This window comes from Aeromonas bestiarum (assembly GCF_000819745.1).
Taxonomy (GTDB): domain Bacteria; phylum Pseudomonadota; class Gammaproteobacteria; order Enterobacterales; family Aeromonadaceae; genus Aeromonas; species Aeromonas bestiarum.
In genome coordinates, this window is the sequence record NZ_CDDA01000005.1 from 135,464 (window position 1) to 161,879 (window position 26,416).

Sequence of the window (26,416 nt, forward strand, 5' to 3'; positions counted from 1 at the left end):
TACTGCAAGAGATATGCCTGACCAAGCTAATCCATTGAAGCTGCGGGATTTATGTGAGCCACACCCGATTATTCATGCTGGACGAGGCCACGGCTGCAAACGTGCAGCATGTCGATGCCATCCCAGTGCCACTCGAATGCCAGCGCCTGTCCCGGCGCCACCACCCTGTCTATGCGGCAGGCGGGCGCATTCGGCAAGGCATCCTCAAGCTGTGCCTTGTGTGCACCGACCCAGACACAGGTCTGCATATCCCACGGCTGCAACAGCAGCTCATTAAGGGTATCGGCCACAAACTCGGCGACTGTACCTCCTCCGACGTGTGCGAGCCGCAGGGAGGCGGCCGGAGTCAATAAGGTGACACCCGGGAATACGCTCAGCTGCATCTCACCGTCCAGGGCGGCATTTTGTTGACTGTGGATGAGCCGCTCCATCACCAGAGCGGGATCGTCGGCAAAGGGAGCAAACAGGGCCTGTAGCAGTCGGTGGCGCAACTCGTCGTCGGGCTCGCCCAGCCAGCAGAGGGTGGTGGGGGAGGCACAGGCCTGCTGATTGAAACGGGTACAGTCCTGCTGCAGGGCCCCCAGGGTCTGTTGCCAGCCCACAACATCCAGCCCGGCCAGCCAGTGGCTGTCGAGCACCGCCATGGAGCGCCGATCCGGAAATACCACTTCCTGCGCACTTGGGGAGAGAGGAATGGCCCGCACCTGGCGAATGGTCTCGTCGCCACCCCAGATGATGCGCAGCCGACAGCGGGCCGACAACCAGCCTGTGGTGCCTTCGTCGTGGCTATAGCGAATGAAGCGGGTGCGGGCGGCGATCCCTTGCCACTCACTCAGGCTGAAGAGTTCATTGAGGATGGCCAGCATGGCCTCCTGCACCGGATCGCGGCGCGATGACAGCCGCACCACGCAGGGATTGCCCATCAGCAGGGCCATCAGCCAGGAGTAGAAGGCCACGGTCGGCACGTTGGAGGGCACCAGGTGAAACGTGACGCCCACCGGCCCCTGCCCCTGCAGCCGTTGCCGCTCTCTGGCCAGCTGGCGCGGCCGTAGCCAGAAGCCGAACGCGGCCAGATCGGGATGGCGCCGCCCCTCCTGCTGCAGGCGTGTCGACAGGGCCGCCACGAAGTCGCAGATGACGGGGGCAAAACAGGGCAGCGGCTGCGGGCAGAACGTCTGCCAGCTGGCAGCCGGTGATACGAAGCTCACCTCGGGTCCCGCCTGCCAAAGCCCCTCTACCGCCTGCGGCGGCGTCACTGGAAGGTGTCGCTGCATCCCCTCACCTCGGCGCCTTGCTGGCGCCCTGATACCTGAAAATAACGGCCATGGCGGCCACAGGGGCAGTCATCCTCCCCCAGCAGCACGCCGAGATCCTCGGTCAGCAGGCTGTGGCCAGGATAACTGCCAGGAATGGCGGAGAGCACCTGCAACAAACCGGGCTGACCGACCCCGAGCGGCTGATGGGTGAGCGGATCGCGCACCTGCAGATCGGCAAACACGGGGGCATGCAGGTGCCCCTGCTCGCACTCGACGAAGATGGAACCCACCTGCTCCACCATGCCGTAGAAGTTGTGTACCCGGCCCAGCCCCAGCTGATCGCGGCAACACGCCTTGAAGGCGGGATTGTCCACCGCCAGATGCTGCAGCTTCTTCCAGCCGCCGCTGTGAAACAAAATGCCCTGCTCAAAGGGCAGGTGCAGTCCGCGCTCGCGCAGGGGCTCCAGCAGGCATTGCCAGACCATGAAGGTAAAGCCGAACAGCAGCACAGGCTGACCGGCGTATTTGTCGCAAAATGCCTCTATCACCGGCCAGTTTGGCCGCATCTGCTCGTCGAGGGCATAGGTGTGGTCCCGGCCGAGGAAGGAGAGCCCCAGGGCGCCAGCGCCACGCGCCGAAAAGCCGCTGCGGTTCTGGATGAGGGCGGGCTGCTCCACCAGCAGCATGGGCAGCCGCTGCTTGCCGATAAACTCCTGCAGTATCTTCACCAGCACCTTGCTCTGCAAAGCTGCGGTCTCCCGGTCCAGCACTATCCGTGACGGCGCCCCCGTGGTGCCCGACGAGGTGAGCACCTTGAACACCTCAGCCTCGGACACGCTCTGCCACTGGGCCAGCTTGAACAGCCGGGCCGCCAGATAGGGCTGAGCGCCATAATCGGCAGCCTCTGCCGTCCAGCCGAAGGCATGCAGCACATTGGCATAAGGGGGGCAGTGCTCGACATGGTGACGGGTCAGGGCATTGAGCCGCGCCAGCAACAGCGCCTGTTTGGCGGCCTGTGGCAGGTCGAAGATGGGGGCAGCGAGCAAGCTTTCCATCACGCCTCCTCCGCCAGTCTGCTCAGGGCGGTATAGTCAATCTTGTGGTTGGCGGTGCGCGGCAGCTGTGCCACCTCTATCACCCGCACCGCCCGTGGCGGTGCTTGCAGCCACTGCGCCAGCTCACGCTGCAAGCCGTCGGCCGTCAGTTCGCCATGGGGTTCGACGACCGCCAGCAGGCAGTCATCACGCCCGCCGCAGGCCCCCGACCAGCCCCAGCGATGGAGCTGGCTCTCGACCTCTGCCAGGCTGATCCGCTTGCCGAACAGCTTTAGAAAACGACTGAGACGGCCGCAGATATAGTAGCGTCCCGCCTCGTCACTGCGAGCCAGATCGCCGGTGGCCAGCTCCTGCAACAGGGCGCCCTGCACCAGATCCTCGACGGTAGTGGCATAGCCCAGCATGACGTTGTCGCCGCGATAGACCAGTTCCCCCTCCCCGGGCTTGCCCCCCTCCAGCTCGCGCAGGGAGAAGTGGCCGCCGGGAATGGCGCGGCCGATGGCATCCGGATGAGTGACCACCTCGTGCGCCGCCAGCCAGGCCATGCGGGCGGTGGCCTCTGTCTGGCCATACATGACGAAGAAACGGCGCCCCAGCCGCAGGGCCTGCTTGGCAAACTGCTGCGCCAGCGCGGGTTCGAGTCGCCCCCCCGCCTGGGTCAGGGTCTGCAAAGAGGGATACCGGGCCCAGTCAAAGCGCAGCCGAGCCAGCATCTGATAGGTAAAGGGCACCCCGGCAAAACTGCTCACGCCGTGCTGCTCGACCAACTGCCAGAAGTCGCGCTCCAGCACGCTCCCCTCGCTCTGCACCAGGGAGGCGCCCACCAGCAGATGGCTGTTGAGCACCGAGAGGCCATAGGAGTAGAACAGCGGCAGGCTGGTGATGGCCCGCTCGGCCGCCGTCAGCGCCAGATAGTCGGCGATGGAGGCGGCGTTGGCCGCCAGATTGCGGCCCGATAGGCGCACCCACTTGGCACTGCCGGTACTGCCCGAGGTAGGCAACAGCACCACCAGCTCGGGGTGCAACAGTGGGCTGGTATCCCTGAGACGGATCAACTCCCCTGCTTCATTTACCCGGCAAGTCACGGCGAACTGCTGGCAGCTGGCATCGTGCTGGCACGAAGGGAGAGCAGGGTCCGCCAGCATCACAGCATGTCCCAGCCTGAGGGCTGCCAGATAATGCAGCAGATGGGAGGTACGGGTGAAGAAGGGCAGATAGACGAGGCTGCGCTCACTCGGGTAAGTCGCCGCCACTTGTGTCACCCGCTGTGCCAGCTCGCCGTAGGAGAGCCAGCCATCCAGCGGATCCCGCCAGGCCGGCGCCGGGTTATCCTCATGCAGATGGGCGAGTAGAGGATGGCGTTGCTTCATCAAACCAACATGCCTCCATCCACGCCTATGACCTGACCGGTCACGTAACTCGACAGGTCGGAGGCGAGGAACAGCGCTACCCTGGCCACCTCGTCCGGCGTGCCGATCCGCCCCATGGCGATGCTGGCGAGACGCTCGGCGAACTTCTGGTCCGGGATGGCACGCGCCATCTCGGTATCGATAAAGCCGGGGGCTATGGCATTGACCCGGATCTGGCTGGCGGCCAGCTCCTTGGCCAGCGACTGGGTGATGCCGATCACCGCCGCCTTGCTGCCGGCATAGCTGCTGAGCCCGGCGGCGCCCACCCGCCCCATCAGGGAGGCCAGATTGATGATGCTGCCGCCACCGCTGCGCTGCATCAGGCGGGCGGCGTACTGGCTGCAATAGACAACGCTGAAGGTGTTGTGGCTGAAGGTCTGCTCCAGCTGGGCCTGATTGACCATGCCGAGCAGCCCCTCTTCCAGTATCCCGGCATTGTTGACCAGCACATCCAGCTGACGGGTCTGGGCAAACAGCTGCTGAAAGGCCTGCTTGACCGCCTGCGGCTCGGCCACGTCGAAACAGAGCGGCTGGCAGGGGACGCCGAACTCGGCGCCGAGGGCGGCCGCCAGCTGGCTCATGGCAGCTTCATCGCGGCCCCCCAGCCACAGCTCAGCCCCCTGCGCGGCAAACTGGCGGGCGATGGCGAGGCCAATGCCGCGCCCAGCACCCGTGATCAGCGCCCGCTTGCCCTGCAGCAGCCCCTGCATCAGAGGGCGACCCCGTATTTGGCGAGGATCTCCCGCGCCTTGGCGACCGAGCTCATGTCGATGATGTCATCGGTATCGAGCAGGACGCCGTAGCAATCCTCCAGCTGGGCGATCAGGCCCATGTGGGCGACGGAATCCCACTGGGGAATGCTGTTGTACGCCAGCCCGTCGCTGACGGTGCCGACGTCTATGCCGAGGGCATCGGCGAAAACCTGTTCCAACGCTGTAGTCATCTGAAAAATCTCCGTAGCCGTTCACGGGCGGCATAATAATCGGCGGGTTGCAGTTCAAGGGCGAGAAAGTCGCCCTCCTGCCCATGTTGGCGATAACCCAGCTGCTCGTTCAGGCGCAGGGCGGCGCCGTTGCCCGCGCGCACCAGGGTGCGGATGCAGCCGAGCTCGAAGGTATCGAAACCCTGATCGAGCTGGGACAGGGCGGCGGCAACGGCCAGCATGGGATGGCGCACGCTGGAGGTGCCCAGATAGAGGCCGGCGTCAGCCACCGGCTGCCCCTGCAACGGCTGCCACGTCTCCCCTTTAAGGTTGACGTAGCCTGCCCGCTGACCCCGGCACCAGAGCACCCAGTGCTGCTGATCCGGCCGCTCACGGCTGCTGGCAAACCACTGCCGTTGCTGGCGGGGGGAGATGAGCGCCTGTTCGACCATCTGCAGCCGTACCTCATCCTGATTGCGCCAGCGCCTCAGGGTGGGCAAGTCCCACGGCTGAACCGGGCGCAGCTCGACACCATAACTCATGCTCAATACCACCCACTTCCCATCACTTGCCCATGTTATCGACCATAGCAGTGCGATTCCGTAGCAAAGCTCAATAATATAAGATGAAAACTCGGTATAATCTCAAAAATAATCAAAGAGTTGTCAGCAATTATCCGGACGGGGATGCCAGATCCCGTCCCTCAGGGAGAGAGCACCATGGCCATCGCCATCATTCCGGCCCGGGGCGGCAGCAAGCGCATTCCCCGCAAGAATATCCGCCCCTTCTGCGGCCAGCCCATGCTCGCCTACGCCATTCAGGCAGCCAGGGCGGCAGGCTGCTTCAGCCGAATTGTGGTCTCCACCGATGATGAGGAGGTCGCCGACGTTGCCCGCCAACTCGGCGCCGAGGTGCCCTTCCTGCGCCCCGCCAGCCTGGCCGACGATCATACCGGCACCACCCCTGTGGTGATCGATGCCATCCGGCGACTCGACGATCTCGGCATGCAGGCGGAATACTACTGCTGCATCTATGCCACTGTCCCTCTCATTCAGGCCAGCGATCTGAGCGCCGCCCACGACCGCCTGCTCGCCAGCCAGGCGCCCTTCGTCTACACGGTGGCCGAATTCGGCTTCCCCATCCAGCGGGCGGTGCGCATGGACGCACAGGGCAGAGTCAGTCCCTTCTGGCCGGAGCAGATGGCGAAACGATCCCAGGATCTGGAGCCCGCCTACCAGGATGCAGGCCAGTTCTACTGGGGCAGCCGCGCGGCCTGGCTGGGGGGCATAAGCCCGGTGGGCGGGGAAGGGATCGGCCATATTCTACCGAGGCACAGGGTGGTCGACATAGATACGCCGGAAGACTGGCACCTGGCCGAACTGCTCTATCGGGTGCTGAGCCAGGATGGCGTTTAACGTCGCCTTCCGGCTCGATGCCGGCGCCGAAATAGGGCTGGGCCACCTGATGCGCTGCCTGACCATCGCCGATCGGCTGCGGGCGGCGGGGGCCGAGTGCCACTTTCTCTGCCACGACTTGCCCGCACATCTGCTGCCGCTGCTGCAACCCCATCACCATCATTCCCTGAGCGCGCTGGACGACGCCGGCCCGCTGCCTGGCTTGCGGCCCGATTGGCTGGTGTTCGATCACTACCAAATTGACCACATGGTCGAACAAAAACTGGCGATCCACTGTGGCCGCTTGCTGGTGATCGACGATCTGGCCGATCGCCCGCACCACTGCCAGTTGCTGCTGGATCAGGGACCACTGCGCACAGCCGCCGATTACCAACCGCTGATCCCGGCCGATTGCCGACTATTGCTTGGCACCGACTATGCCCTGCTGAGGCCCGCCTATCGCCAGCTGGCACGTCAACAAACCAGCCAGTGGCAGCGAGGGCTCATCTGCTTCGGCGGCGCCGACCCGGCCGGTGCCTGCCTCACTACCCTCAACAGTCTGGCCCGCTTGCCCTGGGCGCGAACCATCCGCTGGACCCTGGTGGCAGGCGGTGCCAACCCCTTCTGGCCCGAGCTGGAGCAGAGGGTGGCCGAGCTGTCCGAGCTCAAGATAGTGCTGCTGCGCCAGAGCGATCAGATGGCGCAGTTGATGAATCAGCACGACTTCGCCATCGGCGCCGCCGGCGGCATGACCTGGGAGCGAGCCTGCCTCGGCCTGCCGACCCTGGCGGTGCCCATAGTCGACAACCAGCAGTTCAACGATCAAGTGATAGCCCGCTTCCAGCTGGCCGAGCGGCTGACGCTGAGCGAGCTGGCCGAGCCGGCGCGGCTCCTGCAGGCCCTGCAGCGGCTGGAGCGACAGGCCGATGACTATCGCCAGCGCGGCCAGCAACAGGTAGATGGCCTGGGGCTGGATCGCCTCGCCGCCTGGCTGCTGCTCCAAGCCGATTACCAACTGAAGCCTGACGGCCAGCAGTGGCAGTTCCACCAGGATGACAAACATCTGCTCACCCTGACCCTGTGCGGCCCGCAGCTGACATGGCAAGCCGCCCGGCCACTTCAACCAGCGGAGTGGCAAGAGCTGGCACATCGCTTGCAGAGCATTTTCTCCCAATTTCCCCTCTATCTTGCCGAGCCACCGCAGATAGCGCCCCCTGCCCCCTGGCAGCCGGCGCCGCAAGGCTGGCAACTTGGCACAGGAGCCTGACCACAGATGCAGATCGCCCATCAATCCATAGGCCCGGCACAGGCGCCCTATGTGATCGCCGAACTCTCGGCCAACCACAACGGCAACCTGGAACGCGCGCTGGCCATCATGACCGCCGCCAAGGCGGCCGGAGCCAGTGCGGTCAAACTGCAGACCTACAGACCCGACACCATCACCCTCAGAAGCGACAGACCCGAGTTCCAGATCCACGGCGGCCTGTGGGATGGTCACAGCCTGTACGACCTCTACGAGTGGGCGCACACGCCGTGGGAATGGCATCAGGCCCTGTTTGCCAAGGGACGCGAGCTGGGGCTGACGGTATTCAGCAGCCCGTTCGATTTCAGCGCCGTGGATCTGCTGGAATCCCTCGACTGCCCGGCCTACAAGATTGCCTCCTTCGAGCTGGTGGACCTGCCCCTGATCCGCTACGCCGCCCAGACCGGCAAGCCGCTCATCATGTCCACCGGCATGGCCAACGAGGCCGAGATCGCCGCCGCCGTCGAGATGGCGCTCAAGCATGGCAGCGGCCAGCTGGCGCTGCTGCACTGCGTCAGCGGCTATCCGGCGCCGGCGGCCGAATACAACCTGCGCACCATCCCCATGCTGCGCCAGCGCTTTGGTGTCGAGGTGGGGCTCTCGGATCACACCCTGGGATCGGCCACCGCCATCGCCGCCACCGCGCTCGGGGCGACCCTCATCGAGAAACACTTCACCCTGGCCCGCGCCGACGGCGGACCGGATTGCGCCTTCTCCATGGAGCCGGCCGAGCTCACCGAGCTCATTGCCTCGGTCAACACCGCCCATGCGGCGCTCGGGGTGGCCGACTACCGGCTCACCCAGAGCGAGCAGGGCAACCGCGCCTTTCGCCGCTCCCTCTATCTGGTCAAAGATATTGCGGCCGGAGAGGCGCTCACCGCCGCCCACATCAAGTCGGTGCGCCCCGCCCTCGGCCTGCCTCCCGCCGATTACGATCGACTCATCGGCAAGCGGGTCAGCCACGACATGACAGCCAATCAGCCGCTGAGCTGGGAGTGGATAGACAAAGATGAGTGATGAACTGTTCGCCCAGCACGGCAGGCTTATCAGCCAGCGCTGGCCAGCCCTCTGGCCCCGTCTGCTGACGCAGGACGTGGAGAGCATCCAGGCCGAGCTGACCGAAGGGCTGGGCTCGACCCTCAGCATCGACGGCATCCAGCTCACCAGTCGTCATGACAGGGTGAAAGAGGCCGAGCTGCAGGCTGCCAGCCTGCCCGAGGTGGCCGTGCTGCACCTCTACGGCACCGGGCTCGGCGATCTGCCGCGCGCCCTGCTGGGCCGCAGCGGCCTCAAGCGGCTGGAAGTGAAGATCATGAATGGCGCCCTGTTTGCGCTGGTGCTGCGGCTGCTGGACCAGCAGGACTGGCTGGCGGACCCCAGGGTCGAACTGATGATGGCGGGGGACGAGAGCGAGATCCGTCTGCCCTTCTTCGCCCTGCCGCCCGAGTTGCTGCTGGTGGAAGACGCAGCAGCCCGCATCCGGGACAGGCTGGTGAGCGAGATAGAGCTGCCGTTTGCCAACGCCAGGTTCGATGCCGAGCATCCGGCGGTGACCCGCCGGCTGGCCGAGAACCGGCCACTGCTGGCAAGCGATGGCGACGTGGCCAGCCTGTTCGGGCTGGCGCGAGGCAAACATGCCCTGATCGTCGCCAGCGGCCCGACCCTGCAAACCAATCTGGCCACCTTGCAGGCCCAGTTGCAGACCCGGCGTCAGGACTACCTGCTGATCAGCGTCGACACAGCGCTCGCTTTTTTGCTGCGCCACGGCATCCGGCCAGACATAGTGGTCACCATAGATGACGCCATTCACGGCAGCCGGTTGCCGGCCGACCAATCGGCCCAGACCACCCTGGTCTACTACCCCACAGTGCCGACGGCAGCCCTGCTGGCCTGGCAGGGGCCGCGCAAGGCAGCCTACTCCCGCAGTCCCATGTACCAGACACTGAGGCAGGAGATCCCCAAGGGAACCCTGCACTCGGGCGGCAGCGTCATTCATCCCGCCGTGGATCTTGCCGTACAGATGGGCTGCCAGCAGGTCATACTGCTGGGGACGGATTTTGCCTTCCCCGGCGAGCTCACCCACTCAGGATGGGCGGATGGGGCGCTCGGCCCCACTGCCAGCCAGGCGCTCAGCTGGACCCTCGACGGGCACGGTCGCCGGGTCAAGACCAACCCTAACTTCTCCGCCTATCGCACCGAACTTGAGCGATACATAGCGCGCCATCCCGAGGTGCATTTCTGGAACAGCAGCCGGGAAGGGGCCGAGATAGCGGGCTGCAGCTACCACCCGGAGTACCTGTCATGAGTGATAGCCTGACAACCCGCATCAGGGCGCTGGCACACCAGTTCAGGCTGGGGCAGTCGCTTGCCGCGAGCCAGACCCTGCCCGGTTTGCTGCAGGAAGCCCTCACCGCACGGGGCAGCCTGCCCCCCGAGCTGATAGCCGCCCTGCTGCGCAGCCAGGAGCGACAAGACTGGCTCGGGCTGGCCGATTACCTCGAATATGAGCTGGTACATACCCTGACGACCCCTTCCGCCCCCACCACAGCAGGAGACGTTTCATGATCAAGGCTATTTCCAATGCCTCCGACGAGGAGCTGTCTCGTCGCCAGACGTTCAGCGAGCTATTGCGCGCCAGCCCGCTGCCCCCGGCCGAGCTGCAGAACAATCTGGGCCTCTACCTCAAGCGCCAGTCGCTCTCCCGCATCCTGTTCATGCACGAGCTCTACCAGAAGATCATTCCGGTACACGGCGTCATCATGGATTTCGGTACCCGCTGGGGTCAGAACCTGGCGCTCTTCTCCTCGTTTCGCGGCATGTACGAGCCCTACAACTACAATCGCAAGCTGGTGGGATTCGACACCTTCAGCGGCTTTCCCTCCCACGCTCCGCAGGATGGATCCGATGCGGCCATCCAGCCGGGCGCCTATGGCGTCACCCCCGACTATGAACAGCACCTGGCGCAGCTGCTCGCCGCCCATGAAGCAGAAAGTCCGCTGGGCCATATCGTCAAGCACGAGCTGGTAAAGGGGGATGTGACCGAGACGCTGCCCGCCTATCTGGCCCGTCAGCCGGAAACCATGATAGCGCTGGCCTATTTTGACTTTGATCTCTACGAACCGACCCGCCGCTGCCTCGAGCTCATCAAGCCGCATCTCACCAGGGGTTCGGTACTGGCCTTCGATGAGCTGAACTGGCCCGCCTTTCCGGGGGAAACCCTGGCCCTCAAGGAGGTGCTGGGGCTGGATCGCTACGCCATCCGCCGCACCCCGCACAACCCAGGGCCGGCTTATCTGGTGATCGAGTAATCCGGCTCAGGGCTGAGGCGACGCAACAGCCCTGCTTCCAGCAGCATGCTGGCCAGTGGCGCCACCCGCCAGAAAGGCACCTTGATGGTCTCGGCGATCTCGAACAGGGTCAGCTGGCCATCGCTGTAGGCCAGCAGATTCATCATCTCCCTCACCTGCCAACCGGAATAGCGGGTCGACAGATCCGGATAGAGACCCCGTTTGCCCAGCTGGGGCTCTCCCAACACTGTCACCTCGCAACGCTCATCCAGTTCCAGACACTCGATGGCCCGACGCAGCGCCAGGAAGCCGCCCGCCAGACCAGCCGGGGTCACCAGCGAGAGATCATCCAGCGAGGTGTGGTACTCGGCATAGCAGCCATATTTGCTGCGCATCAGGGTAGTGACCGGCAGATCTATGCCGGGGGCGCACAGCTGACGTTCGTTGGAGCCTCGCTCCAGGAAGCTGTAAGCCTTGTAACCCGGCGCCAGGTGGCCCAGCACATGACGGCCGATGCGATCGGCCAGGCTGTTGCCCTGGCGTGAGGGCAGGAAGGAGTAGCTGCGCTCATCGCCAAGACAGGTCAAATTGAACCCGGCCAGGGTGCGCCGCTTGAGGTGATCCAGATGGCGGGAGAGATAGACGATGGCCCCCAGGGTTTCGGGCACCAGCATCAATCGATAGCTGTAACGGCGCTTTGGCAGGGAGGCGAGCCAGGCCATCAGGAAGACACCGACACAGGGGCCTGACAGCTCGTTGTTGGCCATGGAGGGGTGACAGGTGTAGCTGGACAGCAGTATCTCCTGCTCGCTCTCTCCAGGCAGCACCCAATCGCCATAGGTGAGCGAGCCGGGCGCCAGGCTGGCATCGATCACTACCTCATAATCCCCCTCCGGCAGCGCCTCGCGCACCCTGTGTGGCAGGCAGAAGCCCCAGCGACGCTTGTAATAAGAGGTGACATAGGGAATGGCATCCGGCATGTCAGGCAGGGAGTGCAGATGGGGCTGCAGTTCGGCCAGCGAGAGGGTGCAGCGCACCGGCTCCGAATAGCCCACCAGATGCAGGTTGTGATCCTTGAAATCCACCACCTTGCAGCCATCCGGCCCCACTATGTAGGCCTGCTGTACGTTCCACTCATCGGGCACAGTCCAGTCGAAACATTCGGTGCCGCTGGCCACCTCCCGGATCTGCAGATCAGGCAGACAGTGCTGGCGCATCAGGGCCAGAGTCTGGCGCACGCCATCACCGGTCAGGCTGCGGTTGAGGGGGAACAGCAGGGTCAGCAGGCGATGCAGCTGCTCGCCGATCTGCGCCTGGTCATCCCAGTCTATGGGCAGATAGTCGCTCTTGTGAGGAGAACTCATATGACAGGTGCCTCGATCAACTCGACTATATGGCCAAGGGGGCTCAGGAAAAACTGGACGTGGGCACCGCCGAAGGCGATGGCCGGCTGGCTGGGGCCGAGGGGAAGGTGACGCTGATCCCGCAGTCTGGCGGCACTCTCAGCGAGGCAGGGCACCCGATAGGCCAGATGATTGATGACGTTGCGCCGGGTCTTGAGCACCTGGGTCACAGGACTATCCTCTGTCGCCGGCGCCACCAGCTCGTAGCAAAGTCCGCCCTCATCGTGCACGAACTGCACCCATACCTTCTGCAACGGATCTTCCACCGCCACCGAGAAGCGGCTCAGCCCCAACACCTCCCGGCAATAGGCCTCACCGCTGGCGAGATCCGGCACCACCAGACCTATGTGGTCAAATTGCATGAGATGCTCCTCCTGCCCGGATCAGGGCGTATGGCGCCGTCGCCACCAGCTCACTGGCGGCCAGGATGAAATCGCGGCAGGACACGGCCCAGACCGGCACTCGCTGGCACAGGGTCTGATGCCAGGCGCTTCTTTCCTGCAGCAAGGCCACCAGCCGGGAGAGGTCGATCTCGCTGGCCAGCGCCAGGTCCCGCACATAGTAGTCGGCCTGCCAGTCGCGCAAGGCGCCGGCAACGCACACCTGTCCCTCGAACAGTTTGTGATAGCGATAAGGCACGGCCAGCCGTTGCTCCACATAGTGGGTGAAGGTGATCCTGTCCGGATGACAGCCCAATCCCAGCAACCAGCCATCCTGCTCCGCCAGCCAGCCAAACGGGCTCTCCTGACCGAAGCAGTCGTGACACTCACGGGCCGCCAGCTCGGCCCCGTGGGGGCCGCTGATGGCCACGCTGAAGATGGGATCCCGCGTGCGGGTCACACCGTCACGCTGCCTGAACACCTCCGTCATCAGCCCCACCTTGCTCGGGGTGATGGCCGGGTCGAAACACTCGCCCGCCATGGGGCTGTAGGTGAAGGTTGGCACCAGCAGATCACCCGCCAGCCACTGCTCCAGGTGCATCCAGAAGGCGGCTATCCCCTGGGCATTGCCCATGCCGGCAAACTGGGCCACCACCATGGCGTCCGAGTGCACCATAAGGGCGCTGCCTCTGGGGATCCCCAGCTCGGTCAGCGCCTGCTCGAGTGCCTGTTTCACACGGCAACCCCTTTGCGCAGCAGGGCTTGCTGGATGTCGGCCAGACTCTTCAACTCGGCCAACTCGTGCGGCTCGAACCGCACGGCAAAGTGCTGTTCGATGAGCAGCAGCAGATTGAAGTGACCCAGGGAGTCCCACTCGGGAAAACTGCCGAGACCGAGGATGGCCTGCTCGTTGATGCTGGCCTGTGGAAATTGCTGGCGAACCAGCGCGATGAGGTCATTCATTGGCATAAAACTCCAGAAACGGGAGAGAAAGGGAGGGGAGATCCAGGCAGAGGAACATCTCGTCCACCAGCGGCGTCAATCCCACTGGAGTGGTTATCGGCCGGGTCGGCAGGGTCACCAGAAAATCCCGCGCCGGCTGGTTGCGATCCGTGGGCACCAGGCTTATCACCAGTTGGTCAACGCCTTTTGCCATCAGTCGGGCAGCCAGTTGCGCGAGCAGCCAGTATTCGAAACCTCGCCCCAGCACCCGACAGCTGATGGCCAGGGTATCCAGCAGCGCCTTTCCCCCATCGAGTGGGCGCACCACCAACAGGGCCGTCATGCCGTGATCGGCAAACGTGTCTTGCAGTGATGCCAGCCAGACCTCGCCCTGCGTACTGGCAAGCTGTGCCAGTTCACCCGCCTGATAACGCCGGGCGGAGAGATTGAACTGGTTGGTCTTCTGGCTCAGCTGCTCGGCCCGCAGCTGATTGCTCTGGGTGAGCGGTTGCCAGCTCGCTCGTAGCCCCAACTGTTGCAAGAAGGCGTGTTCGTCGCCCAGTTGCTGGCGCACCGCATTCGCCTCTGCCTGTGCCAGATAGGAGCCCTGGCGCAAGCTGTCATCATGGCTCTGGTGGCGGCTCTGCAGCTCGGCGAGCGTCATCAATGCATCAGGCCAGCCCCAAAGCTCGACGGGGGGCGTGATGACGGTAACCTCGGGACAATTGGCACGCACCTCGGCACGCTCCAGCTCGCTGTCATCCCAGAACACCAGACTGTCCAGCCCCACATTGAGCCGCGCAGCCAGGCGCCGCAGGCCGGCGGACTTGGGCACCCAGCCAATCTCGGCCGCGGCTATGTGCCGGCGCTCAAGCACCATGCCCTGGTGCTGATCGAACAGCCGCCACACATCGTCGGCCAGATTCTTGGAACAGAGCGCCAATATGACGCCCTGCCCGTGCCAGTAGCAGGCGGCCTGCTGGAAAGCCTGATAGAGACGCCCCACCCCATCCTGCCCCAGCAGGACGCCCCCCACGCCATCTTCACCGACCACGCCTCCCCACAGGGTATTGTCGCAATCGAGCACCAGCACCTTGTGAGCTGGCCTGTGCAACCGCTGCAGCAAGGGGGCAATCCACTGTGCCAGACTGGCCAACCCGGCCATGGAGAAGGGGCAGGACATCAGGTAGTGATTGCGGTTGTCGAAACAGTGGTGGCGACCCTGCTGTTGCAACCAGAGCGGCAAATGCAGGTCATCCAAACCGGAATACTGCTGCCGCAAATGGGCAAGCTGACGCTCAAATTCACCGGCCAGACAGGCAAGCGCGGAGGGCGCAGCGCCAAATACGGAGGCAGGGGAACGGCTGCAGACCCCGACCAGCAGATGGTCCTGCGGCCGACGCTGCAGACGCTGTTGCAGGGGCTGGCAGAGTGATGCGACGAAGGCGGCCACGGCCAGCTGCTGCGCCTCTTGTGCCAAACCGCTCCACCTGACCAGCGTCTGTGCCGGCACCAGATCTTCCCACAGCCAGATGATGATGTGAGTCTGGGCGGCGCTCTCTTCGGCTGGAGTCATCAGGGTTTGCAGCCACTGACCATGGGGTGCGACCTGCACCTCGCCGTGGGCAGCCAGCGACCGCCAGGCTAGGTTGCCCGGCATCAAGAATGAACTGCCACTGAGATGAATCGTCGTCATGACTTCCCCCGCTCCGCTATCGGCGCCATCCAGATTGCAACGGCATGGCTGGATCGTCTTTTATCTTTCAGAAAAATAAAAGTATTTTCAGCCACTTGGTCAGTAATTGATGCTGACGTAGGGCACTTCTTCCACCTGCCACAACTGCTTGAGGTAGACGGTCAGCACGAAGAAGAAGTTGGCAAGCAGGTTGGCGAAGCGATAGAGGATGGGATCGAAGCGCACCCCGCTCTCCTCAAGGCGCACCAGCAGCCGCACCACCTTCTTGCTGCCGCAGCGGCACAGGTGCAGGGTGGGAATGGGCTGGGGCCCCTGGGGCAGCACGAAACCCGTGACCCGGCCGCGGCTCGCCTCGTTGTAGTGATCGTAACGCTCCTTCAACCACGCCAGATCCTCGTCGAAGATACCCAGCTTGCCACGTACCGAGCCGTTGAGGTTGTAAATGAGCCGCTGCAGGGCCCCCAGATCGGCCACCACCTCCCGGGTTCCCTCTGCGTGTGGCAACTGGGCGAGCACGGCCCCCACCTGACAGCAGAGCTCGTCGGTGGCGATCTCGTAATCACACTGGAACTGGGTTTCGAAGATGAAGGGGTAGCAGAGCTCGCGCTTGTCTCTGGGCTTCTTGGGGTTCATAAGGTAGCCGGATTGGGAAAAGAGCCAGTTTGCCAGCCCCCGGGGGAGCTGGCAAACGGCAGCTTATGGCTTGAGCCGGGCGATGCCGACTCAGACGCTCTTGCTGGCAGGCTCGGTCGCAGGCTGGAACTGGTCTATCATTCGCAGCGCCTCCAGCATCCGCTGGTTGAAGCTGGTGAAGCTGTTGACCTGAGCCGGTTCGCTCTGGCCGCGGGCCGCCAGCACCGCAGGGGTCAGCGCCTGCTGCTGCGATTCCGGCAGCAGGGCATCCGCCTGTTGCTGCACCTGATCCAGCTTGGGCAGATAGTCCGCCAGCGGCTTGAGGAGATCCTGCAGCGAGTGGGCTCCCTGGTAGGTCTGGCTCAGCTTGACGCTCTGCTTGAGCTTGAGGGAGTAGGAGGCGAGCTGGCTGTCATCCAGTTGCAGGTCACCCGCCTTCTTCAGCAGATCCTCGAAGTTGCCGGAGAAGAAATTCCCCGCCAGATCGTCGATCCCCTTGACCAGCTTGCCGATGGAATCCATCTCCTCGCTGCTGAGATCCCCCTCCAGCGAGAAGCTGAAGCTCTGGCTCGACTTGAGGCTGAACTGGCTGCCGCTGTCATCTTTCTGGGACTTGGTCTGCCAGCTGTCATTGAAGCGCAGCACCACCTTGTCGCCATCCTTGGTCTGGATCTCCAGCGAGCCCTGCTGGCGACTGGCCATCTCGGCCTGCCCCATGTCGGTGGAGGAGACCTTGCCGAAGAACTCCTTCTCGAACTCGTCGAGCCCCTTCTGGATCAGCTTGTAGCTCTGATCGATACCGGTCTTGATGTCTTCGTTATCGGTGGCCCACTTGCCCAGCTGCTTCCTGGCGTCGCCGAAGCCCTTGTCCACCCCCTTGCGGGCCTGCTCCATCATGCCGGTCAGGTCGTCGTCGGACTTGCCGTCCGCACGGGCGGCGCCCAGCCGTCCGGTGACGAACTGCAGCACGTTGTCGGCTACCGACTGGAAGTCGAACAGGGTCTCCGGGGTTATCTCCTCGGGTTCCTGTGCCTTGGGTGCCTGATAACCCTGACCGTTTATCTCCAGCGCAAACTGCAACGCCTGCTGCACCAGCACCTGAGCCCACTTGGGCGGCTTGTGCAGGGAGACTTCCTCTGCGCTGCTGATCTGCTTCTCTTGTGCCTGTTGGGGTGCCTTGGGCGAAACGCCCACTCCCTTGGATTGGGCTGAGCCCACGCCGTCGATTTGCATAATGTGTCCTCCCACCATGCCTGTAGATCAGGTATCGGCCTGACTGAACACTTCTTGACCACAAAATACTGGACAATCTGCAACGGCCTTTTAAAATCCACACCCTTTGGGTGGCCCGTTGCCTTCCCCCGATTTCGACCCGGCCCTGCCGGTGTGCATGTGAGGTATATCATGACCCAAATCCAGCAAGCTGGCGCCGACTCCCAGGCCCTGCGGACTCCCGCCGACTACCAGGCCCAGCTCGACGAGAAGCGCGAGCGCCTCAACGGGCTGTTCGCCGACTTCACCCTGCCTGCGCTGGAAGTGCACGCCTCCCCCGCCGAACACTACCGGATGCGCGCCGAGTTCCGCATCTGGCACGAGGGGGATGACCTGTTCCACTGCATGTATGCGCCTGCCACCAAGGAAATCATCCGGGTCGACCAGTTCCCCACCGCCAGCCGCCTCATCAACCAGCTGATGCCGGTGCTGCTGGAGGGGCTGCGCCCGCACCCCGTGCTGCGTCGCAAGCTGTTCCAGATAGACTACCTCTCCACCCAGTCCGGCCAGATCTGCGTCAGCCTGCTCTACCATCGCAAGCTCGAAAGCGAGTGGCAGCAAGCCGCCGAGGCACTGCAGGCCGACCTGCGGGCCCAGGGGTTCGAGCTGCAACTGATTGGCCGCGCCCACAAGCAGAAGATCTGCCTGGGGGATGAGTTTGTCATCGAGCGGCTGACGGTGCAGGGTCGCGAGCTGCTCTACAAGCAGGTGGAGAACAGCTTCACCCAGCCCAATGCCGCCATCAACGAGCAGATGCTGGGCTGGGCGCTGGACGTGACCAAAGGCAGCGAGGGTGACCTGCTGGAGCTCTACTGCGGCAACGGCAACTTCTCCATCGCCCTGGCCCAGAATTTCCGCAAGGTGCTGGCCACCGAGATCGCCAAGCCGAGCGTGGACTCAGCCCAGTTCAACATCGCCGCCAATGGCGTCGACAACCTGATCATACTGCGCATGTCGGCCGAGGAGTTCACCATGGCGATGCGCGGCGAGCGGGAGTTCAACCGCCTCAAGGGGGTCGATCTGGGCGCCTACCAGTGCAACACCATCTTCGTCGACCCGCCCCGCGCCGGTCTCGACGACGCCACAGTCCGGCTGGTACAGGAGTACGACAACATCCTCTACATCTCCTGCAACCCAGAGACACTGCAGGCCAACATGGCCGTACTGGGCGAAACCCACGAGATCGCCCGCTTCGCCCTGTTCGATCAGTTCCCCTGGACCCACCATATGGAAGCCGGGGTCTATCTGAAGCGCAAGGCCGGCTAATCCGGCCAACTCCCCGGGCCCATCACATGGAAACCGGGGGGGGTTATTTGAGACGTCAAGCAGGCTGAATTCGAGCCGTCTCCACGACCAGAATGACGACAGGGCCCGCGGGCCCTGTTTGATTATTTATCCCAGTGCACGCCGGGCTGGGAGCCGTTATGCTGGCGGCACGCGCATCCGCGCCACAGCCTGGGTGTCATGCCACAATGCAACGCATTCTTTTTGTTGAAGATGATCCCGAAATAGGCCAGCTCATCAGCAGCTGGCTTGCCCGCCACGACATGGAGGTACTGCTGGAACCCAGAGGCGACCTGGCGCTGGTCAGGGCCCTGGCCGAGCAGCCCGACCTGGTGCTGCTCGACATCATGCTGCCGGGGCAGGACGGCCTCTCCCTGTGCCGGGATCTGCGTCCGCGCTTCAAGGGCCCCATCGTCATGCTCACCTCCCTCGACAGCGACATGAACCAGATCCTCAGCCTGGAGCTGGGTGCCAACGACTACATCCTCAAGACAACGCCGCCCCCCGTGCTACTGGCCCGGCTGCGGGTCCAGTTCCGCCAGCAGGGACAGGCACCGCAAGCAGCCGTGGCCACTACACCGCCCCAGCGCCTGCAGTTCGGTCGCCTGCAGATCGACGGGCCGGGTCGGGACGTGCGCCTCGATGGCGACAGCATCCCCCTCTCCACCGCCGATTTTGACCTCTTGTGGGAGCTGGCCTGCCATGCGGGCCAGATCCTGGGACGGGAGGCGCTGTTTCGCAGCCTGCGTGGCCGCGACTACGATGGCCAGGACCGCAGCATAGATGTGGCCATCTCCCGCCTGCGCCGCAAGCTGGGGGATGACAGCAACAACCCGACCCGCATCAAGACGGTGCGCCAGAAGGGCTATCTGCTGGTGCCCCACGCCTGGGAATGAAGTTGATGCTCCCTTCTTCCCTTGCGAACGATGAGGGGGCAACAAAGCAACGCCCGGACGCAATCCAGGAAAGAGGAAAGATCCCATGCGCCGCCTGTTTATCCAGTTCTACCTGCTGCTGATCGGCTGTTTCACCCTGGCCATACTGCTGGTCGGCATCGTCTATCAGGTCAGCGCCGAGCGAGCGGGTGACCGCTATCTGGAGCGGATGATGCAAGGCTCCCTCGGCCTGCTCACCGGCGAACTGGCCCGCCTGCCGCCGGAACACTGGCCCGCGCGCATGGCGGAGCAGAGCCGCCAGCTTACCCTGCCGCTGCAGATAGGGGCCCTCGCCAACCAGCCGCTGGCCAAGGAGGATCAGGCCTTTCTCGAGGCGGGCAACATAGTCATAGTCGAGGAGGATGACACCTTCCTGCAGCGCATCCCCGATACGGATCAGGTGCTGATCGTCGGCCCAGTCCCCTACCTCTCCTACCTGCACGAGCTGCACTGGGTGGATGTGGGGCTGCTGCTGGCCATAGGTCTCTCGCTGGGTCTGCCGATCCTGCTCTGGCTGCGCCCGCACTGGCGCGGCCTGCAGCGGCTCGAACAGACGGCTCGCCGGGTCGGCGACGGGGATCTCTCCAGCCGCACCGGCCTGCCCGCCGGCAGCAGCCTGGGCCGGGTGGGACGCACCTTCGATCAGATGACGGAACAGCTGCAGGCCATGCTGGCCAGTCGCAAGCAGCTGACCGATGCCATCGCCCACGAGCTGCGCACCCCCCTGGTACGGTTGCGCTATCGCCTCGCCATGCTGGACCCGCAGCCATCGGCAGAAGAACAACAGGGGCTGGATCGCGATCTGGGGGCACTGGACGCCCTCATCGAGGAGATGCTCACCTACGCCAGGCTGGATCGCCCCGAGCTGCCGCTGCAATGCAGCGAGCTGGAGCTGGCCGGCTGGGCCGGCAGCCGTCTCCCTGACTGGCAGGCGCTGCGGCCACAAACCCGACTCGAATTCAGTCACCCCGTCAATCCCCTGCCCTGGCGCGGCGATACCCGATTGCTGGACCGGGCGCTGGAGAACCTCATCGGCAATGCCCTGCGCCACGCCACCAGCCGGGTGACCCTCGCCATGAGCCAGCAGCAGGATCACTATCTGCTGGAGGTGGCCGACGACGGCCCCGGCATAGATCCGGCGCTGGCGCCCCAGATCTTCGAGCCCTTCGTGCGGCTGGATCAGAGCCGGGATCGCCGTACCGGCGGCGCCGGCCTCGGCCTCGCCATAGTGCGCAGCATAGCCCGCCACCACGGTGGCGAGGTGCAGTTGCTGCCGAGCAGCCGCGGCGCCCGCTTCTGCCTGAAGCTGCCCGTACATTTGGATACAAACCGTCACCAGCCACTCACTGAACCGCCAGCGGAACGGCCCTAGGATGAAGTCATGGAGAAACGCTCCATGTCATCAACCCGAATGAGGAACTGGAATATGAACAAGCTGATCCCCCTGAGCCTGGCCGCTGTCTTCGCCCTGACCTCCGGCTTCACCATGGCAGCCACCCCCACCAAGGCCGCCGCTCCCCAGGCGACCCAGACCAAGGTGGTGAAAAAGCACCACAAGGCGACTCATGCCAAGGCACCGGCCGTCAAGGTCGCTCCCAAGACCAAATAACGACGTATCAAGCTTCCCGTAATGAAAAGGGGCCCCCAGGGGCCCCTTCTGTCGTGGTCGGTATGGCACCGCCAGTTTATTTCAGCATGTAATCTGCCGGCAGCGCGATGCGCGCCACGCCGGAAGCTACCGCCGCCAGCGCCACGGCGCGGGCCACCCGTGGCAGCAGGCGGGCATCCATCGGCTTGGGAATGACGTAATCCTTGCCGAAGGAAAGCGCGCTCACCCCGGCGGCGGTCAGCACCTCGACCGGCACAGGCTCCTTGACCAGACCGCGGATCGCCTCCACCGCGGCTATCTTCATCGCATCGTTGATGCGGCTGGCGCGGGCGTCCAGCGCGCCGCGGAAGATGAAGGGGAAACAGAGCACGTTGTTGATCTGGTTCGGATAATCCGAGCGGCCCGTGCCCATGATGAGATCGTCGCGCACCGCGTGGGCCAGGGATGGCTTGATCTCCGGGTCCGGGTTGGAGCAGGCGAAGATCACCGGGCGCGGCGCCATCAGGGCAACAGCCTCCGGAGGCAACACGTCCGGGCCGGAGACGCCGACAAACACATCCGCCCCTTCAATGACATCCATCAGGGTACGCAGCGGCGTGTCATTGGCGAAGCGCTGCTTGTACTGGTTGAGATCGGTGCGGCCTGTGTGGATCACCCCCTGGCGATCGAGCATGAAGATGTTGTGTGGCGCGGCGCCGCACTTGATCAGCAGGTCCATGCAGGCGGTGGCGGCAGCCCCGGCCCCCATGCAGACGATGCGGCTCTGTTCGATGCGCTTGCCCTGCACTTCCAGCGCATTGAGCAGACCGGCGGCGGTGACGATGGCGGTACCGTGCTGGTCATCATGGAATACCGGGATGTCACAGCGGGCGATCAGCGCCTGCTCGATCTCGAAGCACTCGGGCGCCTTGATGTCTTCCAGGTTGATGCCGCCGAAGGTGTCGGCGATGGCCGCCACTGTGTCGATGAACTGCTGGCTGGTCTCGTGCTTCACCTCTATGTCGATGGCGTCTATGCCGGCGAAGCGCTTGAATAGCAGGGCCTTGCCCTCCATCACCGGCTTGGAGGCCAGCGGGCCCAGATTGCCCAGTCCCAGGATGGCGGTACCGTTGGAGATGACGGCCACCAGGTTGCCCTTGCCGGTGTAGCGATAGGCATCATCGGGATTGGCGGCGATCTCGCGCACCGGCTCGGCCACACCCGGACTGTAGGCCAGCGCCAGATCGTGGGCTGTCTCGGCAGGCTTGGTGAGGGCGATGGTAATCTTGCCCGGTACGGGCTGGGCATGGTAATCGAGTGCTTGTTGACGAAGATCGTGACGCAGATCGGACATGGGGGACCCCGATACGGAAGTGAATGGAGTGGTGCATTGGCTCGCCAGCGGGCGAGGGCTGGGGATCATAAAGAAAACCATCGGGCTTTCACAGAGGAAAGTATCGCCTCGCCGCCACTGACAAGCCAGTAATTAGCATGTCATGCCAACCACTAATACCTATTTAGTTATAGATATGGTTTCACCCCATCACAGGGATGCCCGCTTTCGCCTCCGCCTGCCTGGCGATGGCCTCCGTCATCCCCTGAAAGATGAAGAGATGAAACGGCAGCATGGCGAGCCAGTAGGCCAGTCCCCAGGCGCCCTGCGGATGCCAGTGGGCAGTCACCTTGATGCGGGTCAGGCCGGACTCCTCCGGCAGTATGTTGAACTCCAGTCGCCCCACTCCGGGGGCCTTCATGTTGAACAGCAGATCCAGCCTGCGCCCCTCGTCGACCCCGAGGATCTGCCAGGAGTCCAGCATGTCCCCCTTCACGAAGCGATCCGGGTTGGTGCGGCCACGGGTGCGGGCCGGGCCACCGATCAGGTGATCCATCCATTCGCGCACCACCCACAGCTCGTTCATGTAGAAGTAGCGCTGCTCGCCCCCCAGCTGCTGCAACACCTGCCACACCACCTCGGGCGAAGCGAGACAGATGGCCTCCCCGCTGGCGGTGCGGTCATAAAAGCCGTATTCGGGATGGCGCCAGCGCAGCCCCAGCGGCGTCTCCTGCCCCTGCTGCTCGGCCCCCAGCTTCTGCTCCAGCGCCAGACTCTCCCCGAGCGCCTCGTCGAAGCTGAGCAGGGTTTGCGGCAGCAGGGCCCGCAGCGGGCCGTCATCGGCCGGGATGTCGTGCTTGAGGCCACCCACCAGCGCCTTGGCCACGGGTTGCGGCACAGACGTGACGAATTGCAGCCACCAGGCGGAGAGACGGGGACTCAGAAACGGGATGGGGATGATGGGGCAGCGCTTGCCGATATGGGCGGCGAACTTCTGCAACTGCTGCTGATAGCTGAGCAGCTCGGGGCCGACGGCGTTGAGCACCCGGCTATCCACCCCCTCGACCTCCACCAGCCCGCCGAGGTAGTGCAGCAGGTTGGAGAGCGCTATGGGCGGCGTGCGGGAGCGCACCCACTTGGGCGTGACCATCATGGGCAGGTTGAACACCAGATCCCGCATCACCTCGAAGGCGGCCGAGCCCGGTCCTATGATGATGCCGGAGCGCAGCTCCACCGTCGGCACGCCCGCCTCGCGAAACAGCTCACCACAATGGCGGCGGGAGTTGAGATGACGGCTATTGCAGCGCTCGGGCTGGATGGCACCCAGATAGATGATGCGGCGCACCCCGGCGGCGCGGGCGGCGGCGGCGAAGTTCTTCACCCCCTGCTGCTCCAGCCGGTGAAAATCGGCGCCGGCCCCCATTGCGTGCACCAGATAGAAGACGGTGTCTATGCCCGCCAGCGCGGGTAGCAGGGTAATGGGCTTGAGGCTGTCGGCGAGACGAAACTCCACGCCCGGCGGCAGACGGCAGGGACGACGAGCCCCGGCGATCACCCGATAACCCAGCCCTTGCAGGTGGGGCACCAGGTAAGACCCTATATATCCTGCCGCTCCCATCACCAGACATGTGCGCATCTGTTTTTCTCCCATGAGTGAGCCAACACCATAGGGCAAACCGCTTCAATACAGAACGCCACGCAATAAAAAAGGCGCCCGATGGGCGCCTTTTTCAGAATTCTTCAGAAGTAGAATTACTTCTTGGCAGTCAGACCACCGAAACGCTTGTTGAACTTGTCTACGCGGCCGCCGCTAGAAACTTCTTTCTGCTTGCCGGTATAGAACGGGTGGCATGCAGAGCACACGTCCAGGTTCAGATCTTTACCCAGGGTAGAGAAGGTATTGATGACGTTACCGCAAGAGCATTTGCAGGTGATGGCGACGTACTCGGGATGGATATTAGCTTTCATGGACAACCTCGATAATAGGCCGTGTCGCCATCCGATCTCTTGTCGGACACCACACGATTGTTGAACACAGTTTCAAAGGCTGCGAATAATATAGGAAATGCCTGAGATCAGGCAAGTGGCTTCGCAGAAAAAATAGGCAATCCCTGGTGAATTCTTCCCAAACGCTGGATCTGGTTCGTGTGGCTGTGCCGGTGCCGTTACGCCGTCACTTCGACTATCTCTCTCCCTTGCCCCTGCCTGAGCCCGGCTGTCGGGTCGAGATCCCTTTCGGCCCCCAGACCCTGGTCGGGCTGGTGGTGGAGCATCCGACCGAGAGCCAGGTGCCCCGCAACAAGCTCAAGCCCATCAAGCGAGTGCTTGACAGCGCCCCCGTGCTGGGGCCGGACATACTGGCGCTGATGGCCTGGAGCGCCAGCTACTACCAGCATCCGCTGGGAGAGGTGCTACCCCACGCCCTGCCGGTGCTGGTGCGCAAGGGGGAGCCCGCCGCCTACCGGGAGCTGGAGTTCTGGTTTGCCACGCAAGCCGGCATGGCCATCGATCTCAACGAGCTCAAGCGGGCCGCCAAGCAGCAACAGGCCCTCGCCCTGCTACGCAAGGGGCCACAGACGCCGTCAGCACTCAAGCAGGAGGAGATCCAGAGTGCGGCACTCACGGCGCTGGAGAAGAAGGGGCTGCTGGAGAAGCGCAGCCTGGAGCCGAGCCACGACGGCGACTGGGCGACGCATTTTGACGCGGGAGAGGGGCTGCGCCTCAACGGCGAGCAGGCGCTGGCGGTATCCGCCGTCACCAGTCAGAGCAACCAGTTCGGCGCCTTCCTGCTGGACGGCATCACGGGGTCAGGCAAGACAGAGGTGTACCTGAGCATACTCGAGCCCCTGCTCAAGGCGGGCAAGCAGGCGCTGGTGATGGTGCCCGAAATCGGCCTCACTCCCCAGACCATCAACCGCTTCCGTCGCCGCTTCAAGGTGCCGGTGGTGGCGATGAACTCGGCCATGAACGATCGGGAACGGCTGGATGCCTGGCTCGCCTGCCGCGACGGCGGCGCCGCCATCCTGATCGGCACCCGCTCCGCCGTGTTCACCCCGTTCAAGAACCTCGGCATCATCATCATCGACGAGGAGCACGACGGCTCCTTCAAGCAGCAGGACGGTTTTCGCTACCACGCCCGGGATCTGGCGGTGATGCGGGCCCATCGCGCCGGCATTCCCATCCTGCTCGGCTCGGCCACCCCCTCGCTGGAGACGCTGCACAACGCCCGCACCGGCAAGTATCACCACCTCAGCCTGACGCGCCGCGCCGGCAACGCCCAGACCGCCCGCCAGGTGATCCTGGACATCAAGAGCGTGCGGCTGCAGGCCGGGCTATCCCCCCAGCTGGAGCTGCTGATGGCGGAGCACCTGGTGGCCGGCAACCAGGTGATGCTGTTTCTCAACCGCCGCGGCTATGCCCCCTCGCTGATCTGCCACCAATGTGGCTGGAGCGCCGCCTGTGAGCGCTGTGACGCCTGGTACACCTGGCATCAGGCAGGGCGTCGCCTGCACTGCCACCACTGCGACAGCGTGCGCCCCCTGCCCCACAGCTGCCCCGAGTGCGGCAGCAAGGAGCTGATCGGCTCGGGAGTCGGCACAGAACAGCTGGAACAGCTGCTCACCACGGTTTTCCCCCAATACCCGGTGGTGCGCATCGACAGAGACAACACCCGCCGCAAGGGGGAGCTGGAGACCCATCTCGGCGACATCAAGGCGGGCAAGTACAAGATCCTGATCGGCACCCAGATGCTGGCCAAGGGCCACCACTTTCCGGATGTGACGCTAGTGGGCCTGCTGGATGTGGATGGCGCCCTGTTCAGCGCCGATTTTCGCGCCGCCGAGAAGCTGGCCCAGCTCTACACCCAGGTGGCGGGGCGCGCCGGGCGTGCCAGCAAGCCCGGGCTGGTGGTGTTGCAGAGCCATCACCCGGAACATGCCCTGCTGCAGGATCTGACCCAGAACGGTTATGGCCATTTCGCGGATACCGCGCTCAAGGAGCGTCGCCTGCTGGGGCTGCCGCCGTTCAGCTATCAGGGGCTGTTCCGGGCCGAGGCCACTGGCCGTGAGGAGGTGCAGCTGTTCCTCACCCGCCTCGCCGAGACACTGCGCAGCGCCCGTTACCCCCACGTGCAGGTGCTGGGGCCCATCAGCGGCTTCATGGAACGCAAGGCGGGCAAATTCCGCATGCAGTTGCTGGTGCAGGGGCCGAACCGGGCAACCCTGGCACAACTGCTGGATTGGGCGGTCAAGGAGCTGGATGGCTGGCCCGAGACCAAAAAGGTGCGCTGGAGTCTGGACATAGACCCCACTGAGCTGAACTGAGC

General features: G+C 64.1%; 27 protein-coding genes. 11 read left to right on the forward strand and 16 right to left on the reverse strand.

The window, feature by feature from the left end:
- Positions 1 to 68 precede the first annotated feature (68 nt).
- Genes BN1118_RS01320 through BN1118_RS01345 form a run of 6 tightly spaced genes read right to left on the reverse strand, consistent with a single transcriptional unit; the run spans position 69 to position 5,196 of the window.
- A complete protein-coding gene (locus BN1118_RS01320) occupies positions 69 to 1,274 on the reverse strand; it encodes an acyl-CoA reductase (protein ID WP_052449143.1) in 1,206 nt (401 codons plus the stop codon).
- Positions 1,253 to 2,311, reverse strand: a complete 1,059-nt coding sequence (locus tag BN1118_RS01325) for a LuxE/PaaK family acyltransferase (RefSeq protein ID WP_043554215.1) — start codon at positions 2,309 to 2,311, stop codon at positions 1,253 to 1,255. The genes BN1118_RS01320 and BN1118_RS01325 overlap by 22 nt, the downstream gene beginning before the upstream one ends.
- Entirely contained in the window at positions 2,311 to 3,681 is a 1,371-nt protein-coding gene (locus BN1118_RS01330; protein ID WP_043554216.1) for an AMP-binding protein, read from the reverse strand. The genes BN1118_RS01325 and BN1118_RS01330 overlap by 1 nt, the downstream gene beginning before the upstream one ends.
- Positions 3,681 to 4,430: an SDR family NAD(P)-dependent oxidoreductase gene (locus tag BN1118_RS01335; protein WP_043554217.1), complete on the reverse strand. Its 750-nt coding sequence runs from the start codon at positions 4,428 to 4,430 to the stop codon at positions 3,681 to 3,683. Before BN1118_RS01335 ends, BN1118_RS01330 begins: the two co-directional genes overlap by 1 nt.
- Entirely contained in the window at positions 4,430 to 4,663 is a 234-nt protein-coding gene (locus tag BN1118_RS01340) for an acyl carrier protein (RefSeq protein ID WP_005318271.1), read from the reverse strand. The genes BN1118_RS01335 and BN1118_RS01340 overlap by 1 nt, the downstream gene beginning before the upstream one ends.
- Positions 4,660 to 5,196, reverse strand: a complete 537-nt coding sequence (locus BN1118_RS01345) for a GNAT family N-acetyltransferase (protein ID WP_122974396.1) — start codon at positions 5,194 to 5,196, stop codon at positions 4,660 to 4,662. Before BN1118_RS01345 ends, BN1118_RS01340 begins: the two co-directional genes overlap by 4 nt.
- 165 nt (positions 5,197 to 5,361) lie before the next feature.
- Between BN1118_RS01345 and pseF the strand changes: the two genes are divergently transcribed.
- Genes pseF through BN1118_RS01375 form a run of 6 tightly spaced genes read left to right on the forward strand, consistent with a single transcriptional unit; the run spans position 5,362 to position 10,647 of the window.
- The gene (pseF, locus tag BN1118_RS01350; RefSeq protein WP_043554219.1) at positions 5,362 to 6,057 is read left to right on the forward strand and encodes a pseudaminic acid cytidylyltransferase; all 696 of its coding nucleotides are present in this window, start codon (positions 5,362 to 5,364) and stop codon (positions 6,055 to 6,057) included.
- Positions 6,047 to 7,303, forward strand: a complete 1,257-nt coding sequence (gene pseG, locus BN1118_RS01355; RefSeq protein WP_043554220.1) for a UDP-2,4-diacetamido-2,4,6-trideoxy-beta-L-altropyranose hydrolase — start codon at positions 6,047 to 6,049, stop codon at positions 7,301 to 7,303. The genes pseF and pseG overlap by 11 nt, the downstream gene beginning before the upstream one ends.
- 6 nt (positions 7,304 to 7,309) lie before the next feature.
- Complete coding sequence (gene pseI, locus BN1118_RS01360) at positions 7,310 to 8,356, forward strand: pseudaminic acid synthase (RefSeq protein ID WP_043554221.1); 1,047 nt, start codon at positions 7,310 to 7,312, stop codon at positions 8,354 to 8,356.
- Complete coding sequence (locus tag BN1118_RS01365; protein ID WP_043554222.1) at positions 8,349 to 9,644, forward strand: motility associated factor glycosyltransferase family protein; 1,296 nt, start codon at positions 8,349 to 8,351, stop codon at positions 9,642 to 9,644. The genes pseI and BN1118_RS01365 overlap by 8 nt, the downstream gene beginning before the upstream one ends.
- On the forward strand, positions 9,641 to 9,904 hold the full coding sequence (locus BN1118_RS01370) for a hypothetical protein (protein WP_043142876.1): 264 nt from the start codon (positions 9,641 to 9,643) through the stop codon (positions 9,902 to 9,904). Before BN1118_RS01365 ends, BN1118_RS01370 begins: the two co-directional genes overlap by 4 nt.
- Entirely contained in the window at positions 9,901 to 10,647 is a 747-nt protein-coding gene (locus tag BN1118_RS01375) for a crotonobetainyl-CoA--carnitine CoA-transferase (RefSeq protein WP_043554223.1), read from the forward strand. Before BN1118_RS01370 ends, BN1118_RS01375 begins: the two co-directional genes overlap by 4 nt.
- Here BN1118_RS01375 and BN1118_RS01380 read toward each other — a convergent pair.
- The 7 genes from BN1118_RS01380 to BN1118_RS01410 form a co-directional block, all read right to left on the reverse strand.
- On the reverse strand, positions 10,629 to 11,990 hold the full coding sequence (locus tag BN1118_RS01380) for a DUF4910 domain-containing protein (RefSeq protein WP_043554224.1): 1,362 nt from the start codon (positions 11,988 to 11,990) through the stop codon (positions 10,629 to 10,631). The genes BN1118_RS01375 and BN1118_RS01380 overlap by 19 nt on opposite strands.
- The gene (locus BN1118_RS01385) at positions 11,987 to 12,391 is read right to left on the reverse strand and encodes a VOC family protein (protein WP_043554225.1); all 405 of its coding nucleotides are present in this window, start codon (positions 12,389 to 12,391) and stop codon (positions 11,987 to 11,989) included. The genes BN1118_RS01380 and BN1118_RS01385 overlap by 4 nt, the downstream gene beginning before the upstream one ends.
- A complete protein-coding gene (locus BN1118_RS01390; protein WP_043554226.1) occupies positions 12,381 to 13,145 on the reverse strand; it encodes an AAC(3) family N-acetyltransferase in 765 nt (254 codons plus the stop codon). The genes BN1118_RS01385 and BN1118_RS01390 overlap by 11 nt, the downstream gene beginning before the upstream one ends.
- Positions 13,142 to 13,372: an acyl carrier protein gene (locus BN1118_RS01395; protein ID WP_043554228.1), complete on the reverse strand. Its 231-nt coding sequence runs from the start codon at positions 13,370 to 13,372 to the stop codon at positions 13,142 to 13,144. Before BN1118_RS01395 ends, BN1118_RS01390 begins: the two co-directional genes overlap by 4 nt.
- Positions 13,365 to 15,047 (reverse strand): HAD-IIIC family phosphatase, encoded by a 1,683-nt coding sequence (locus BN1118_RS01400; protein WP_043554230.1) that lies wholly within the window; start codon positions 15,045 to 15,047, stop codon positions 13,365 to 13,367. The genes BN1118_RS01395 and BN1118_RS01400 overlap by 8 nt, the downstream gene beginning before the upstream one ends.
- Before the next feature lie 99 nt (positions 15,048 to 15,146).
- Positions 15,147 to 15,680 carry an ATP--cob(I)alamin adenosyltransferase gene (locus BN1118_RS01405; protein WP_043554231.1) on the reverse strand — a complete coding sequence of 178 codons (534 nt, stop codon included), beginning with the start codon at positions 15,678 to 15,680 and terminating at the stop codon, positions 15,147 to 15,149.
- Between the two features lie 90 nt (positions 15,681 to 15,770).
- Positions 15,771 to 16,913 (reverse strand): DUF5610 domain-containing protein, encoded by a 1,143-nt coding sequence (locus BN1118_RS01410; protein WP_043554233.1) that lies wholly within the window; start codon positions 16,911 to 16,913, stop codon positions 15,771 to 15,773.
- Between the two features lie 171 nt (positions 16,914 to 17,084).
- Here BN1118_RS01410 and trmA point away from each other — a divergent pair, with 171 nt between their 5' ends.
- The 4 genes from trmA (at position 17,085) to BN1118_RS01430 (ending at position 20,780) form a co-directional block, all read left to right on the forward strand.
- Positions 17,085 to 18,218, forward strand: coding sequence for a tRNA (uridine(54)-C5)-methyltransferase TrmA (gene trmA, locus BN1118_RS01415; RefSeq protein ID WP_043554235.1), 1,134 nt, complete (start codon positions 17,085 to 17,087; stop codon positions 18,216 to 18,218).
- 206 nt (positions 18,219 to 18,424) lie between these two features.
- A complete protein-coding gene (gene rstA / locus BN1118_RS01420) occupies positions 18,425 to 19,132 on the forward strand; it encodes a two-component system response regulator RstA (RefSeq protein WP_043554237.1) in 708 nt (235 codons plus the stop codon).
- Between the two features lie 85 nt (positions 19,133 to 19,217).
- Positions 19,218 to 20,543, forward strand: a complete 1,326-nt coding sequence (rstB, locus tag BN1118_RS01425; RefSeq protein WP_043554238.1) for a two-component system sensor histidine kinase RstB — start codon at positions 19,218 to 19,220, stop codon at positions 20,541 to 20,543.
- Between the two features lie 54 nt (positions 20,544 to 20,597).
- Complete coding sequence (locus tag BN1118_RS01430) at positions 20,598 to 20,780, forward strand: hypothetical protein (RefSeq protein ID WP_021138483.1); 183 nt, start codon at positions 20,598 to 20,600, stop codon at positions 20,778 to 20,780.
- 76 nt (positions 20,781 to 20,856) lie between these two features.
- On the opposite strand, the gene BN1118_RS01435 is transcribed toward BN1118_RS01430, so the two are convergent.
- From BN1118_RS01435 to rpmE, 3 genes are all read right to left on the reverse strand, one after another.
- Positions 20,857 to 22,113, reverse strand: a complete 1,257-nt coding sequence (locus BN1118_RS01435) for a malic enzyme-like NAD(P)-binding protein (RefSeq protein WP_043554239.1) — start codon at positions 22,111 to 22,113, stop codon at positions 20,857 to 20,859.
- Positions 22,114 to 22,294: 181 nt separating this feature from the next.
- Positions 22,295 to 23,728, reverse strand: coding sequence for a DUF2867 domain-containing protein (locus BN1118_RS01440; RefSeq protein WP_043554287.1), 1,434 nt, complete (start codon positions 23,726 to 23,728; stop codon positions 22,295 to 22,297).
- Positions 23,729 to 23,844: 116 nt separating this feature from the next.
- On the reverse strand, positions 23,845 to 24,060 hold the full coding sequence (rpmE, locus tag BN1118_RS01445; protein WP_033129027.1) for a 50S ribosomal protein L31: 216 nt from the start codon (positions 24,058 to 24,060) through the stop codon (positions 23,845 to 23,847).
- Between the two features lie 146 nt (positions 24,061 to 24,206).
- Here rpmE and priA point away from each other — a divergent pair, with 146 nt between their 5' ends.
- Positions 24,207 to 26,414 carry a primosomal protein N' gene (priA, locus tag BN1118_RS01450; protein ID WP_084213974.1) on the forward strand — a complete coding sequence of 736 codons (2,208 nt, stop codon included), beginning with the start codon at positions 24,207 to 24,209 and terminating at the stop codon, positions 26,412 to 26,414.
- The last annotated feature ends 2 nt before the right edge of the window (positions 26,415 to 26,416 follow it).